General features: G+C 65.9%; 11 protein-coding genes. 8 read left to right on the top strand and 3 right to left on the bottom strand.

The genetic code is table 11. The annotated features are described in order from the left end of the window. Window position 1 precedes the first annotated feature (1 nt). Both ACTEK7_RS23905 and ACTEK7_RS23900 read left to right on the top strand, forming a co-directional pair. Complete coding sequence (locus tag ACTEK7_RS23905; protein WP_109145257.1) at window positions 2-931, top strand: CobW family GTP-binding protein; 930 nt, start codon at window positions 2-4, stop codon at window positions 929-931. An 88-nt stretch (window positions 932-1,019) separates the two neighbouring features. Further along, window positions 1,020-1,877, top strand: coding sequence for an urea carboxylase-associated family protein (locus ACTEK7_RS23900; protein ID WP_463671676.1), 858 nt, complete (start codon window positions 1,020-1,022; stop codon window positions 1,875-1,877). A 37-nt stretch (window positions 1,878-1,914) separates the two neighbouring features. Here the strand turns inward: ACTEK7_RS23900 and ACTEK7_RS23895 are convergent, their stop codons facing one another. Beyond that, window positions 1,915-2,292 (bottom strand): tautomerase family protein, encoded by a 378-nt coding sequence (locus tag ACTEK7_RS23895; RefSeq protein WP_109145972.1) that lies wholly within the window; start codon window positions 2,290-2,292, stop codon window positions 1,915-1,917. A gap of 158 nt (window positions 2,293-2,450) precedes the next feature. On the opposite strand from ACTEK7_RS23895, the gene ACTEK7_RS23890 reads away from it, so the two are divergent. Beyond that, window positions 2,451-3,050, top strand: a complete 600-nt coding sequence (locus ACTEK7_RS23890) for a TetR/AcrR family transcriptional regulator (protein WP_036009632.1) — start codon at window positions 2,451-2,453, stop codon at window positions 3,048-3,050. A 3-nt stretch (window positions 3,051-3,053) separates the two neighbouring features. Here ACTEK7_RS23890 and ACTEK7_RS23885 read toward each other — a convergent pair whose 3' ends face one another. Together ACTEK7_RS23885 and ACTEK7_RS23880 are read right to left on the bottom strand one after the other, a co-directional pair. After that, complete coding sequence (locus tag ACTEK7_RS23885) at window positions 3,054-3,524, bottom strand: hypothetical protein (protein ID WP_109145255.1); 471 nt, start codon at window positions 3,522-3,524, stop codon at window positions 3,054-3,056. 14 nt (window positions 3,525-3,538) lie between these two features. Beyond that, the gene (locus ACTEK7_RS23880) at window positions 3,539-4,039 is read right to left on the bottom strand and encodes a hypothetical protein (RefSeq protein ID WP_109145254.1); all 501 of its coding nucleotides are present in this window, start codon (window positions 4,037-4,039) and stop codon (window positions 3,539-3,541) included. A 292-nt stretch (window positions 4,040-4,331) separates the two neighbouring features. Between ACTEK7_RS23880 and ACTEK7_RS23875 the strand changes: the two genes are divergently transcribed. The 5 genes from ACTEK7_RS23875 to ACTEK7_RS23855 all read left to right on the top strand — a co-directional run bounded on the left by ACTEK7_RS23875 (window position 4,332) and on the right by ACTEK7_RS23855 (window position 13,830). Further along, window positions 4,332-6,014, top strand: coding sequence for a methyl-accepting chemotaxis protein (locus tag ACTEK7_RS23875; protein WP_225148041.1), 1,683 nt, complete (start codon window positions 4,332-4,334; stop codon window positions 6,012-6,014). A gap of 12 nt (window positions 6,015-6,026) precedes the next feature. Then, complete coding sequence (locus tag ACTEK7_RS23870) at window positions 6,027-6,698, top strand: aspartate/glutamate racemase family protein (RefSeq protein ID WP_225148040.1); 672 nt, start codon at window positions 6,027-6,029, stop codon at window positions 6,696-6,698. A gap of 146 nt (window positions 6,699-6,844) precedes the next feature. Then, window positions 6,845-8,566 (top strand): AMP-binding protein, encoded by a 1,722-nt coding sequence (locus tag ACTEK7_RS23865; protein ID WP_225148039.1) that lies wholly within the window; start codon window positions 6,845-6,847, stop codon window positions 8,564-8,566. An 8-nt stretch (window positions 8,567-8,574) separates the two neighbouring features. Then, entirely contained in the window at window positions 8,575-11,880 is a 3,306-nt protein-coding gene (locus tag ACTEK7_RS23860) for an acetyl-CoA carboxylase family protein (protein ID WP_225148038.1), read from the top strand. Between the two features lie 96 nt (window positions 11,881-11,976). Then, entirely contained in the window at window positions 11,977-13,830 is a 1,854-nt protein-coding gene (locus tag ACTEK7_RS23855) for a sigma-54-dependent Fis family transcriptional regulator (protein WP_225148037.1), read from the top strand. Window positions 13,831-13,972: the final 142 nt, after the last annotated feature.

The raw sequence follows: 13,972 nt of genomic DNA, 5'->3' as shown, positions 1-13,972 counted from the left end.
CATGGCGGTCCCCATTCTCCTGGTGACGGGCTTCTTGGGGGCCGGCAAGACCACGGTCGTCAACCATCTGCTGGCGCATGCGGAGGGGCGGCGGATCGCTGCCGTCGTCAACGATTTCGGCGCCATCAACATCGATGCGGAGCTGATCGCGGGCGCGAGCGACGGCGTGGTCAGCCTTGCCAATGGCTGCATCTGCTGCTCGCTCGAGGGCGATCTGCTCCGCACGCTTTCGACGCTGCTGCGGCGTGATCCCAAGCCCGATTGTATCGTCATCGAGACCAGTGGCGTTGCCGATCCCGCCGACATCGTGCGCAACCTAATGGACCCCGTGATCCTGCGCGAGGCGCAGCTGGAGACGGTGCTTTGCGTGTTGGACGCAGGGACACCGCCTTCGGCTCTGGACGACGCGCTGATGCGGTCGCAGCTGCGCGTCGCCGATATCGTGGCATTGAGCAAGCTGGATCTGGCGGGCGCGGGCGCGGGGGTGCGGATGCGTGACGCCATCCGCGCCCAGCGCGTGCCCGCGGTGGTGGTCGAGGCACAGCACGGCGAGATTCCGCCCGCGCTGCTGTTTCCCGCCGGTGCCGACCGCGCTCCGGCGCCGCGCGAGGTGGGACCGAAACGGCCGGCGGAGGAGCGCTTCGAGGCACTGAGCTGGACCTCGGATAAGCCGGTCTCGCTGCCGCGCCTGCAGCAGGCCATCAGCCGCCTTGCGCCGAAGCTGGCGCGCGCCAAGGGCCTGTTCGAAACCATCGAGCAGCCCGGCCGCACGATGGTGTTTCAGTTCGCCGCCGGCCGGGCGACCCTGGCGCCTGGCGATGCGCCGACACCGGGCGCGGCGCGGACGCGCATCGTCTTCATTGCCGAGCTTGGCATGCTCTCGAAGGCGGAGCTCGATGAAGTCATGGAGGCGTGCGTTGCCGGCGGCTGAGGTGAGGGGGTAGGGTCAACCGCTTCCGCCATTAGCCACCACCTCTCCTTTTGCCGAGTCGATCCGAGGCCGAACTATGCCGCCAAATATGCCACTCGCCCCCGCTGATGCCGCCTCGCGCCGCGCTGCCAAGCCGGCCATCGTCTATCCGGCCGGGACGATGCCCGGGCCGGATATGGCTACGCTCGAAGCAGCCCGCCGTGCTGCGGTCAAGACGCACGAGCTTATCGTGCCGCCACGCGATGCCCGTGCCTTTCGCGTGGCGCGCGGCCAGTTCTTCCGCATCGTGAGCATCGAAGGCCCTCAGGTCGGTGACCTCAATCTCTGGAATGCAGACGATCTCTCCGAGCGCTTCTTCAGCGGCAAGACGCGGGCGCTCCATGGCACGCATGTCGGCATCGGTGACCGGCTCTGGAGTAATATGCCCTATCTTCGGCCGATGGTGACCATCAGCCACGATACGCTTGGCTGGTACGGCTTCGACGCGGACGGTGCCGGCATTCACGATGTGATCGGCACGCGCTGCGATCCCTACACAAATCTCCTGCTGAACGGCACGGCTTACGATTTTTGCTGTCACTCCAACCTGTCCCGCGCCCTCGCCACCGAATTGAAGGCGGATCCGGCCGCAGTGGAGCATCATGTCCACGACGTGCTCAACGTCTTCATGTGCACCGGCTTCACTGGGGATACGCACCAATATTTCATGAAGGCAAGTCCGGTCCGCCCCGGCGACTTCATCGAGCTCTTCGCGGAGATCGACCTGCTCGGCGCGCTGTCGGCCTGTCCAGGTGGAGACTGCAGCGCAACCCATTCCAGCGATGCCGCGGCATGCCATCCGCTCAAGATCGAAATCTTCGAGCCGGATCGAACGGCCCTGAAAGGCTGGACCTGGCCTACCCCGAGCGCGTATCACCGTCACCACGGTGCGCATGCGGGACGCTGAATCTCAGTCTTCGACCGGCAATCCGTCGCCGTGCACCTCACGCGAACTGCGCGATGCCGTGACCGACGGACCAGTTCTCCTTGGGCGCGTCGAGCACGTTGACGAACACGTCCTCGGGCCTGATCCCCGGGTTCTCGCCGAGCAGGTCGGCGATCCGACGATACAGCGCTTTCTTCTGCTCGGCCGTGCGCGAGGCGAACACGGTGATCTGGATCAGCAGGGCGTCTTCGCTGCGCTCGACGCCGTAAGCATTGCCGCAGCGGAAGTTGGCCGGCTCATGCTCGGTGATGGCCATGAACGCATCGCCTTCGGGCACGTTCAGGGCCTCGCGCATCGCGCGGTAAAGTCCGTCCAGAATCGCCTGCCGGTAGCTTTGCGGCTTACCGGCGCGCATCGAAATGTGGAGGAGAGGCATCACGCGGCCCTTTGCATGCGGTCCCGGCTGACACGGCGATGTGAACGCCGCCGGCTCGGCCAATTCAGAAAAACGGACTATCAATCTCGATCGGTTTTTGACACGATGTCGAGAAAGCATATTCTTGACGGCATGTCAAATACTTTGCGGAGCCAAGCTTGAGACCGCGCGAGTTCGATCATGACGAGGTTCTGCGCATCGCGTTCGACCAGTTCTGGCGCAAGGGCGTGCGCGGCACCTCGCTGTCCGACATTGCGCGCGATGCGGCGGTCCAGCGCGGGAGTCTCTACAATGCCTTCGGCAGCAAGGAGGCGCTATTCCTGCAGGCCTATGAACGCTACGCGGGGGATTATCTCGCCAAGCTGCAAAAGGCGCTCGGGGCAGGTTCCTTGCGCAAGCGCCTCACCGCGTTCTTCGATCTGACCATCACCAATTTCCGCTCGGGCACGCCGCCGCGCGGCTGTCCGACGACGCGCGGGCTGATGGAGCTCGGCGGCGCCGAAGGCGAGGGGCTCGACGACAACGCGCGCCAGGCTTTTGCGAACCTGATCTCGCGCATCACCGCACTGCTTCAGGACACGTTGGCCGCTGGCGCGGCGCGGGGCGAGTTCGACGGCAATCCCGCGGCTGCGGCGCTGCAGATCGTCACCGTGACGCGCGGCCTCGCCGTGCTCGAGCGTGCCTTCGGGGACGAGCCCCAATTGCGCAAGATCGCCGCGCACACGATCGATCTCGTGCTCGGCAGGAATGGCGGATAGGTGTCAGCACAGCGCGAGCGCGTTGACCGCGCGTGTCGCAGCATCCTCCTTGCCGGAGCCAACGACCTGGCCAACGGTGGATTCGAGCTCGCCCGGCTGCTTGCGGCGCGCGACCGCCAGCAGTCGCATCAATTCCGCCTCGTCCTTGGAAAGCCGCCTGCAGGACGGCGGCATGAAGCACAGCTCGCAGGGCCGCTCCTTGCGCAGGATCCTGACGAGCGCGGCCGCGCGCGCGACCAGCAGCGGGCTGTCGGCAATGCCGGGCGCTTCCTCGGCAAAGCGATAGGCCGCTTCCCAGCAATCCGATGCGCCGGTCGCATAGGCCGCTCCGATGAAGCGGAGCAGCGCCAGCGCGAGGCGGGAAAAATCATCGTAGCTGTCGATGTCCGGCCGGGTCGCAAGCGCGGCCTGGAGTGGACAGAGCAGCGGCTCACCAGCGTCCGACGTCGGCTCGGAATCGCAACTGGCCCGCATCGTGAACGATCTCGTCAATGCAACGTCGCGCTGCCCACGAACCAGCTCTTCATCGCCAATATCCCGTCATGCTCGACAGGCTGCACGTGCCGGTCGGGCAGGGCGAGGCCGGCCATGCGGAAGATCGTCGCAAGCCCCAGGACCGGCGCGAGCGCCCAATCGGCGCCGATCGGCGGCAGCCAGCGCTCGAACTGCTCGCGCGCGACATCGACGCGGTCCTGCTGGGCCGCGGCAATCGCGCGCAAGATTCCGCGCTCGCTGTCGGACATGCGCGGACAGGTGGGGCAGTGCACTTCGATCGCGGTATGCGCGGTGCAGGCAAAGATCTCGATGATGGAATCCAGCGACAGCACGGCATCGCCGACGCGAAAATGGTCGTACACCTGCTGGATATCGGCCGCCGTCGGGACGGCGCCTCCGCTACGCGCCTTCGCCCGAAATCCCCAGATGAAGAGACGCTCCGCTGCGCTCAGCGCAGGAAGATCGACGGGCCTGGTGTATGTCGATCGATGCATTGTGCTTCTGGCCTCCGGCTGCGCTCACGCCAGCGCTGGCGCGGATGATCTGCGCCGATCGTTCTGCCAAAGAGCTCTCCAAGTCAACGCGCGGAGAGGCGATGTCGAGGTGTTCTAGATTGGAAGAATTCGTATCTCGGGTGACGTCGGTCTCGCTTGTCTCGTGGCCATACGAGCGTGCCGGTAACGTCCCCGCAAAATTTCGGAGTGTCGGGAACCCGAATGCTTAAAGCTTTGCTAAGAGAAGCGGGATAATCTGGCATATCAGCCCTTCCAATTCCTGTGAGCACCGATGATTTTCTCCCGCATCAGTTTCAAGCTGGTCCTGATTGTCGGCATCAGCCTCCTCGGCATGATCGCGTTGGCGCCGGTCGCCCTCTCGACCCTGCGCACGCAGATGGTCGCCGACCGTCAGGCCAAGACGCAGCAGATGGTCGATGTTGGCTACGGCATCCTGGCGCACTACCAGAAGCTCGAGAACGAAGGAAAGCTCTCGCGCGAGCAGGCGCAGGCCGGCGCGATGGCCGAGATCAAAAGTCTGCGCTACGACAAGGTCGAGTATTTCTGGATCAACGACATGACCCCCAAGATGGTCATGCATCCGATCAGGGCCGAGCTTGACGGCAAGGATCTCTCCGGGATGAAGGATCCCGCCGGCAATGCGCTGTTCATGGGCTTCGTTGACGTCGTCAACAAGAAGGGTGCGGGCTTCTACGGCTACCTCTGGCCGAAGCCCGGCTTCGACCAGCCGGTCGGGAAAATCTCCTATGTGAAGGGCTTTGCGCCCTGGGGCTGGATCATCGGCACCGGCATCTATCTGGACGACGTCGATGCCGCCTTCCGCCAGAACGCGATGACCTTCGCCTATATTTGTCTCGCTGTGCTGGTCGTGGTGCTCGGCGCCTCCTTCCTGATCGGCCGCAGCGTCACCCGGCCGCTGGCCCGGATCACCGCGCTGACCGAGCGCCTTGCCGCCGGCGACAGCGCCTTCGACGTGCCCTACACCGACCGCCGCGACGAGGTCGGCGGCCTCGCCAAGGCGCTCGCCGTGTTCAAGGACAATGCATCGGCGGTGAGCCGGATGCATGCCGAGCAGCAGGAGCTGAAGCAGAAGGCCGACGAGGAGAAGCGCAAGACCATGACCGATCTCGCCGGCAAGTTCGAGGCGAGCGTCCAGGCCGTCGTTCGAGACGTCTTCGACGAGGCCCGCGCGATGCAGCAGGCCGCGCAGGGCATGTCGGAAACCGCCAACAAGGCGAGCGACCGTGCGAGCTTCGTCGCCACCGCGTGCCAGCAGGCCTCGAGCAACGTGCAGACGGTGGCCTCGGCCGCGGGCGAATTGTCGGCCTCGATCGCCGAGATCAGCCAGCGCGTCGCGCAGGCCGCGACAGTGGCCGACAAGGCCGCCGCCGACGGCCAGCGCACCAACGACACCGTGCAGGGCCTTGCCGCCGCCGCGCACAAGATCGGCGAGGTCATCGACCTCATCAACCAGATCGCCTCGCAGACCAATCTGCTCGCGCTCAACGCCACCATCGAGGCGGCGCGCGCGGGCGAGGCCGGCAAGGGCTTTGCGGTGGTCGCGAGCGAAGTGAAGTCGCTGGCGAGCCAGACCGCGAAGGCGACCGACGAGATCGGCGCGCAGATCACCGCGATCCAGGCCGAGACCAATCAGGTCGTCGGCAACATCGAGAGCATCCGCGCCACCATCATGGAGGTCAACGAGATCTCCTCGTCGATCGCCGCCGCGGTCGAGGAGCAGGGCGCCGCGACGAAGGCGATCGCGCACAGCGTGCAGGAGGCGGCCTCCGGTACCGATCAGGTCTCGCACAACATCTCCGGTGTCACCGACGCGACGGCCGAGACCGGACAGGCCGCCGGCCTCGTGCTGCAATCGAGCGGCCGGCTGACGCACAAGCTGCAATCGCTGCAGGACGAGGTCAGCGCCTTCGTTGCGGGCGTGCGGGCGGCTTAGTATAGCGGGAGGATGGGCCAAAACTCCGATCGACGCGCGCGCATCCTCCTGATCAATCCGAACAGCAACGATGCGACCACCACGATGATGGTGGCGATCGCAAGGTCCGCTGCCACCGATGGTTTCGACATCGTCGGCGCCACGGCAACGCGTGCGCCCACGATGATCGTCTCGGCGGACGCGCTGGAGGCGGCTGCGCTGGAGGTCGAGGAGATCGCGCGTCTCCGTGACGGCGAGTGCGACGGCGTCATCGTGTCGGCTTTCGGTGATCCTGGCCTCGCCGGGATCAAGGCGGCGATGAAGCTGCCCGCCGTCGGCATCGGCGAATCCGCGATGCTGGAAGCCGCCGGGAACGGTCGCCGGTTCGGCGTGGCGACCACGACGCCGTTGCTGAAAGCGAAGATCGATGCATTGCCTGATACGCTGGGCTTGCGCGCGAGCTACACCGGCACGCGCTTCGCCGATGGTGATCCGCAACAGCTGATGCGCGATCCGGCGCAGCTGCGCGCAGCGCTCGCCGGCGCGGTTGAGGCCTGCATTGTGCGAGACAGAGCGGAAGCGGTCATCATCGGCGGCGGGCCGCTGGGTGAAGCGGCGCGCGAGCTTCAGCCGATGTTCGCGGCGCCAATCATCGCCCCGATCCCATCTGCCGTGCGACGGATCATTCGTCTCGTCGCGGCGTAGCCCCGGTTTTTCCGCGCCGCGGCATCGGCCGTGCTGCGGAAAACTGTTTTCCTTGACATGAACTCTGCGGTGCTCGACGTGTAACGAGGTCGAGCGATGCTGCCTTGCGTCCCTCGCGAAAAGAAAAGCAACACGGGAAGGACGTCATGAACACGGGCCTCGACGAGAATGACTACCTCGCCACCTTGCGCGGCCTGTGGGACAAGGCCTGGCCGAAGAGCCTGCCGCGCTCGCCCAACTATCTGCACGGCGAAGTTCCCCTGACGGAATATCTGCGCACCTGGGCAAAGCGGAGTCCGGAGCGGCCCGCGGTGATCTTCTACGGGCATGTGACCACCTATGCCGATCTCGATCAGAAGAGCGATCGCTTTGCGGCGCTGTTGCAGGCAAAGGGCGTTCGCAAGGACGATCGCGTCGCCGTCTTCCTGCCGAACTGCCCGCAATTCCACGTCGTGTTCTTCGGTATCCTGAAGCTCGGCGCGATCCACGTTCCCATCAGCCCGCTGTCGCGCGCGTTCGAATTGTCCTACCAGCTCAACGACACCCAGGCCGAGGTGATCGTCGCGCTCGACCAGCTCATGCCTATCGTTGATCAGGTCCGCGGCGAGGTGCGCCTGCGCGAGATCATCGTCACCAGCTTCGCCGATGTCGTGCCGGCGGCGCCTGCGTTTCCCGCGCCGGACTCGATCCGCACGCCGCGCGTTGCGGTCTCCGGCGCAACTGATCTCCTGCCGGCGCTAGCGGCACTGCCCGCACCGACCCCGCTGCCGCCGCCCCACCTCGATGATGTCGCCGCGCTCAATTACACCGGCGGCACCACCGGCATGCCCAAGGGCTGCGTCCATACCCATCGCGATATGGTCTACACGGCCGCCGCCAATTACGGCATCTCGTTTCCCTCGGATGAGAGCAGCGTGTTCCTGTCGTTCTTTCCGGAGTTCTGGATTGCGGGCGAGAATTCCGGTCTGATCTTCCCGCTGTTCTCGGGCGGCACGCTGGTTCTGCTCGCGCGCTGGGACGCTGTCGGCGCGATGGCGGCGATCGACAAGTACAAGGTCACGATGACGGCGATGCCGGTCGACAGCGCGGTCGAGATGATGGACCATCCGCGCTGGAGCGAGTTCGACCTGTCGTCGCTGCAACAGGTGCGCGTGGTCTCCTTCGTCAAGAAGCTCAACGCCGGCTATCGCAGGCGCTGGAAGGACCTCACCGGCACGATCCTGATGGAGGCGGCCTGGGGCATGACCGAGACCCACACCTCCAATACTTTCACCGCTGGCTTTCAGGACGGGGATTTCGACCTCAACAGCCAGCCGATCTTCGTCGGCCTGCCGGTCCCCGGCGCCGAGTTCAAGATCACCGATTTCGAGACCGGTGCGCTGCTGCCGCTGGGAGCCGAAGGCGAGATCCGCGTGCGTACGCCGTCGCTGCTCAAGAGCTACTGGAACAAGCCCGAGGCGACGGCGGAATCGCTCGTCGACGGCTGGTTGCGCACCGGCGATATCGGCACCATCGACAAAGACGGCTTTCTGCACTTCCTCGGCCGGCGCAAGGAGATGCTGAAGGTCAAGGGCATGAGCGTGTTTCCGCCGGAGATCGAGGCGTTGCTGGGGCAGCATCCGAAGGTGCTGGGCTCGGGCGTGGTCGGCCGTGATGATCCGGACAAGGGCCAGGTGCCGGTCGCTTATATCCAGCTCAAGCCGGAAGCGATCGGCACGGTCTCAGAACAGGAACTGCGCGCCTGGTGCGCCGAGCGCATGGCCGTCTACAAGGTTCCGGAAGTCCGCGTTATCGATGCGCTGCCGTTGACGGCAACGGGCAAGGTCAGGAAGCAGGACCTCATTCCAAATCCTCCTGCCGTCCAGTGAGAGAGACGATGTCGTTCAAGAAGCTCCTGATCGCCAATCGCGGCGAGATCGCCATCCGCATCGCACGCGCGGCGGCCGATGCCGGCATTGCGACGGTCGCGATCCATCCCGCCGACGATGCGCTGTCGCTGCACGGGCGCGTTGCGGACGAGGCGATCGAGATCCCCGGCCGCGGCGCACGGGCCTATCTCGACATCGAGGCCGTGGTGATGGCGGCCAAGAGCGCAGCTTGCGATGCCGTGCATCCCGGCTATGGCTTCCTCAGCGAGAACGCGGCATTCGCGAAAGCCTGCGCCGACGCCGGAATCACCTTCGTTGGGCCGAAACCGGCTGCGCTCGAGCTGTTCGGCGACAAGGTTGCGGCACGTCAGCTGGCCAAACGCTGCGGCGTGCCGATCATTGCCGGCACCAGCGGGCCGTCGAGCCTCGAGGAGATCACGGCATTCTTTACCTCGCTCGGCAGCAATGCTGCGATCGTGATCAAGGCGATGGCGGGCGGTGGCGGCCGCGGCATGCGCGTGGTGGAGAACGCGTCCGATCTTGCGGAAGCCTATGCGCGCTGCCAGTCCGAGGCCAAGGCGGCGTTCGGCTTCGAGGGCGTCTATGCCGAACGGCTGATCCGGCAGGCGCGCCACATCGAGGTCCAGATCATCGGTGACCGCCATGGTGCGATCTCCCATCTCTGGGAACGCGAATGCACCATCCAGCGCCGGCACCAGAAGCTGATCGAGGTGGCGCCGAGCCCGTCATTGAGCGATGCCCTGCGCGGCCGCATCATCGAAGCGGCAAAGCAGCTGGCGGGCGCCGCGTCTTACGACAATCTCGGCACGTTCGAGTTTCTGGTCGACGGAACCGCCGAGGACAGCTTCGCCTTCATCGAGGCCAACCCGCGGCTCCAGGTCGAGCACACCGTGACCGAAGAGGTGCTCGGCGTCGATCTCGTCCGCGCTCAGCTCGCTGTCGCTGCAGGCAGCACGCTGGCCTCGCTTGGTCTCGCGCAGGCATCGATCCCGAAGCCGCGCGGCCATGCCATGCAGCTTCGCGTCAACATGGAGACGCTGGACGAGACCGGCGCCACGCATCCGACCGGTGGCGTCCTCGCCGTGTTCGAGCCGCCGTCGGGCCCCGGCGTGCGCGTCGATAGTTTCGGCTATGCCGGCTACAAGATCAGCGCGGCCTTCGACTCGCTGCTTGCCAAGGTGATCGTGCACACGCCGAGCGAGGCCTGGCATGACGTCGTCGCGAAAGCCTTGCGTGCGCTACGCGAGTTCCGGATAGATGGCGTCGTCACCAATATTGCCTTCCTCCAGTCGGTGCTCGCGCATCCCGATTTCAGGACCAACCGCATCGCGACTGATTTCATCGACCGCAACATTGCCAGGCTCGTGGAAGCATCGGATGGTGCCGCCAAGCCGCTTTACTTCGCCGCGGCAGAGCGCGGCGCCGGTCACAGCGCGGAGGTGCACGTCGCGCCAGCCGTACCCGAAGGCACGGTGATGGTCGCGGCCCCCTTGCAGGGAACCATCGTCACCATCCAGGTGAAGAAAGGCGAGATCGTCCGCCCCGGCCAGCAACTCGCCGTGATCGAGTCCATGAAGATGGAGCACCTCGTCATGGCCGAGCAGGGCGGGCGGGTGACAAAACTCGTCGCAGGTGACGGCGTCACGCTGATGCATGGCGAGCCGATCCTCTATCTCGAGCCGCTCGATGTCGCCGCCGACAGCACAACGGCAGAAGCCGACATCGATCTCGACCATATCCGTCCCGATCTTGCCGAGCTGATCGCCCGCCAGGCCAACACGCTCGACGAGAACCGCCCCGCTGCGGTCGAGCGCCGCCGCAACACCAACCAGCGCACCGCTCGCGAGAACGTCGCCCAGCTCGTCGACGACGGCTCGTTCATGGAGTACGGCAGCCTTGCGATCGCGGCGCAGCGCCGCCGGCGCAAGCTCGACGATCTCATCAAGAACACGCCGGCGGACGGCCTCGTCATGGGCGTCGCCACTGTCAATGCCGAGAAGTTCGGGCCAGAAGGCGCGCGCTGCATCGTCGTGGCCTACGACTACACCGTGCTCGCGGGCACGCAGGGCCACATGAACCACAAGAAGATCGATCGCATGCTGACGCTGGCGGAAGACTGGCGCGTGCCGCTGGTGTTCTATGCCGAAGGCGGCGGCGGCCGGCCCGGCGACACCGACCGGCTCGGCATGACCGGCCTCGACGGGCCGTCCTTCGTGCAGTTCGCGCGGCTCTCGGGCCTCGTGCCTGTCGTCGGCGTTGTTTCCGGCTATTGCTTCGCCGGCAACGCCGCGATGCTCGGTTGCTGCGATGTCATCATCGCCACCAAGAACGCTTCGATCGGCATGGGCGGTCCTGCCATGATCGAGGGCGGCGGCCTCGGCGTCTATCATCCGGCTGAGGTCGGCCCTGTATCATTCCAGTCGCCGAACGGCGTCATCGACATCCTGGTCGAGGACGAGGAGGAAGCGACCCGCGTCGCGCAAAAATATCTGTCCTATTTCCAGGGTGCGGTGGCGGATTGGGAGGCTGCTGACCAGCGCCTGCTCCGCCGCGCCATCCCCGAGAACCGCCTGCGCGTCTATGACATCCGCAGCGTGATCGACCTCGTCGCCGACAAGGATTCCGTGCTGGAGCTGCGCCGCGACTACGGCGTCGGCATGATCACCGCGCTGATCCGAATCGAAGGCAAGCCGTTCGGCCTGATTGCCAACAATCCGCGCCATCTCGGCGGCGCAATCGATGCCGATGCCGGCGACAAGGCTGCGCGTTTCCTCCAGCTCTGCGACGCCTTCGATCTGCCTGTTGTCTCGCTGTGCGACACGCCCGGCTTCATGGTCGGCCCCGAGGCGGAGAAGACCGCGATCGTGCGCCACGTCTCACGCATGTTCGTGACCGGCGCCAGCCTCACCGTGCCGCTGTTCGGCATCGTGCTGCGCAAGGGCTATGGTCTCGGCGCACAATCGATGATCGGCGGCGGCTTCCACGCCTCGTTCTTCACCGCGGCTTGGCCGACCGGGGAGTTCGGCGGCATGGGCCTGGAGGGCTACGTCCGCCTCGGCTTCCGCAAGGAGATGGAGGCGATCGCCGATCCCGAGGAGCGCGAGACCTATTACCGCAACAAGGTCGCCGAGCTCTATGCCAACGGCAAGGCGGTCTCGATCGCCTCCGTGTTCGAGATCGACAACGTCATCGACCCGGCCGAGACGCGGCGCTGGATCATGGCGGGCTTGCGCACGGTGCCGAAGCCCGAGCCGAGGACGGCGAAGAAGCGGCCGTGCATCGACACGTGGTGAGGGCGGTGCAGCAATAGCTGCTTTCCCGGTTCCCGATTGACATCCCCGCCTTTGCTGCCAGACTTTGCACAATAATACAGGGTGGAGACGTCCGCGATGGCCAGCCTCTCGGCCTCGAACCATGTCGCCCGTGTCTTGTCCGTCGCCAATCATGTGGCCGACGTCGACGCCTCCTCGCGGATTGCGAGTTCCTGGCGGCGCTGCCTCGTGAACCACAAGCTCGATCCCGCCCGCCAGGGCCCACCCCAGACGCTCACCGAAGCCGAAATCCGCCATGTCGCCGAGCCGATGGAGGAGACGATCCGGCTCGTCACGCCCGAGCTCGACGATCTCGCCCGTGTGCTGCACGACGCCGGCTACTGCGTCAATCTCGCCGATGTCAACGCGACCATGCTGTTCAGCCGTCTGCCGGGCGAAGCCGATGCAAGGATGTTTCTGGATTGGAAGATCTACACCGGCTCGAACTTCGCCGAGGCTTGCGAGGGCACCAATGGGCTCGGCACCGCGCTGGCCGAGCAGAAGCCGATCCTGGTGCATCGCGACGAGCATTTTCGGGCGCAATGGCACATGTTCTCCTGCGCGGTGGCGCCGCTGTTCGATCCGGTCGGCCGGCTCGCCGGTGCCGTCAACATCACCTCCTGCCGTGAGGATCTGGAGCGCGCCGCGCATCAGCTTGCACTTGCGGTGACGATGGAGGCGACGCGGCGGATGGAGGGTGCGATCTTCCGCGGGCATTTCCGCAATGCCTGGATCGCCACCGTGCCCGGTGACGGCGGCAGCGGCCTCGTCGCCTATGATGACGACCGCCGCATCGTCGGCGCCTGCCGCTCGGCGCGTGCGCTGCTCGGCCTCACCGACGGCATGATCGCCTCCGGCATCGACCTGTCGCGCTACCTCAAGTTCGACCATCACGCTGCGCGTGGCAGCGGCGAGATCGTCGAGCTGCGCCATGGCGACGGCCGTCCGTTGGGGCAGGGGCATGTTGCTCCGCCCCTGCGTGCGAGATCGCATGCGCCGCGCCGCGATGCGCAAGTCGATCGCTTTGATGCGTTGCACCGGCTCGCCGGCCGCGACCCCGGCCTGATCCGAAGCGTCAAACGGCTGCGGAGCATCGGCGATCACAATCTGCCGGTGCTGCTGCATGGCGAGACCGGCGTCGGCAAGGATGTGTTCGCGCGGGCTATTCACGGTGCGAGCAACCGCGCGCGCAACAATTATGTCGCGCTCAATTGTGCGGCGATGCCCGAGAGCCTGATCGACGCCGAGCTGTTCGGCTACGAGGCGGGCGCCTTCACCGGCGCGCGGCGCGAGGGTTCGAAGGGCCTGATCGTGCAGGCCGACGGCGGCACGCTGTTCCTCGACGAGATCGGCGACATGCCGATCGGCTTGCAGACGCGCCTGTTGCGCGTTCTGGAAAACCGCGAGGTCTGGCCGCTCGGCGCGCTCAAGCCCGTCACCGTCGATATTCGCCTGATCAGCGCCACGCATCGCGATCTCGGCCGCATGGCGGAAGCGGGGGCCTTCCGCGCCGACCTCTATTTTCGCCTGCGCGGCATCGAAGTGCGCCTGCCCGCCTTGCGCGAGCGCGCCGACCGCGCCGACATCATCCGCCAGATCGCGCGGGAGGAGGCGCCGAGCTGCCGGCTCTCGGAGGAGGCCTGGTCGCAGCTCGCGGCCTACCCGTTTCCCGGCAACATGCGCCAGCTCCGCCACGTGCTGCGGCTCGCCGGCTGCACGGCGGAAGATGGCGTCATCACCGATGCCGATCTCGATCTGCCGCCGTTTGGCGGACGGACGGAGCCTGATCTCGAAGCAGCCGAGCGTGCGACGATTGTCGCGGCGCTACGTAAGCATGATGGCCGCGTGACGGAAGCCGCACGTGCACTGAAGCTCAGCCGCGCGACGCTGTATCGCAAGATCAAGCAGTTGAAGATCGAGACGGCGCAGTAGCTCTTTCTTCCCCTCTCCCCTTGTGGGAGAGGGTGGCTCGCCGCGCCGCGGCGAGACGGGTGAGGGGTCTCTCTCCGCGTATGACTCTGGTGAGTTTGCAGAGAGATACCCCTCATCCGGCGCTTCGCGCCACCTTCTCCCA

The organism is Bradyrhizobium sp. JHI2711 (assembly GCF_056156565.1).
The sequence above is the reverse complement of the archived record's forward strand: the minus strand, read 5'-3'. Positions and strand labels throughout refer to the sequence as shown.

Coding starts and splice junctions, on each gene's coding strand:
- ACTEK7_RS23905 (WP_109145257.1), top strand. CDS start 2: ATGGCGGTCCCCATTCTCCTGGTGACGGGCTTCTTGGGGGCCGGCAAG.
- ACTEK7_RS23900 (WP_463671676.1), top strand. CDS start 1,020: ATGCCACTCGCCCCCGCTGATGCCGCCTCGCGCCGCGCTGCCAAGCCG.
- ACTEK7_RS23895 (WP_109145972.1), bottom strand. CDS start 2,292: ATGCCTCTCCTCCACATTTCGATGCGCGCCGGTAAGCCGCAAAGCTAC.
- ACTEK7_RS23885 (WP_109145255.1), bottom strand. CDS start 3,524: ATGCGGGCCAGTTGCGATTCCGAGCCGACGTCGGACGCTGGTGAGCCG.
- ACTEK7_RS23880 (WP_109145254.1), bottom strand. CDS start 4,039: ATGCATCGATCGACATACACCAGGCCCGTCGATCTTCCTGCGCTGAGC.
- ACTEK7_RS23875 (WP_225148041.1), top strand. CDS start 4,332: ATGATTTTCTCCCGCATCAGTTTCAAGCTGGTCCTGATTGTCGGCATC.
- ACTEK7_RS23870 (WP_225148040.1), top strand. CDS start 6,027: ATGGGCCAAAACTCCGATCGACGCGCGCGCATCCTCCTGATCAATCCG.
- ACTEK7_RS23865 (WP_225148039.1), top strand. CDS start 6,845: ATGAACACGGGCCTCGACGAGAATGACTACCTCGCCACCTTGCGCGGC.
- ACTEK7_RS23860 (WP_225148038.1), top strand. CDS start 8,575: ATGTCGTTCAAGAAGCTCCTGATCGCCAATCGCGGCGAGATCGCCATC.
- ACTEK7_RS23855 (WP_225148037.1), top strand. CDS start 11,977: ATGGCCAGCCTCTCGGCCTCGAACCATGTCGCCCGTGTCTTGTCCGTC.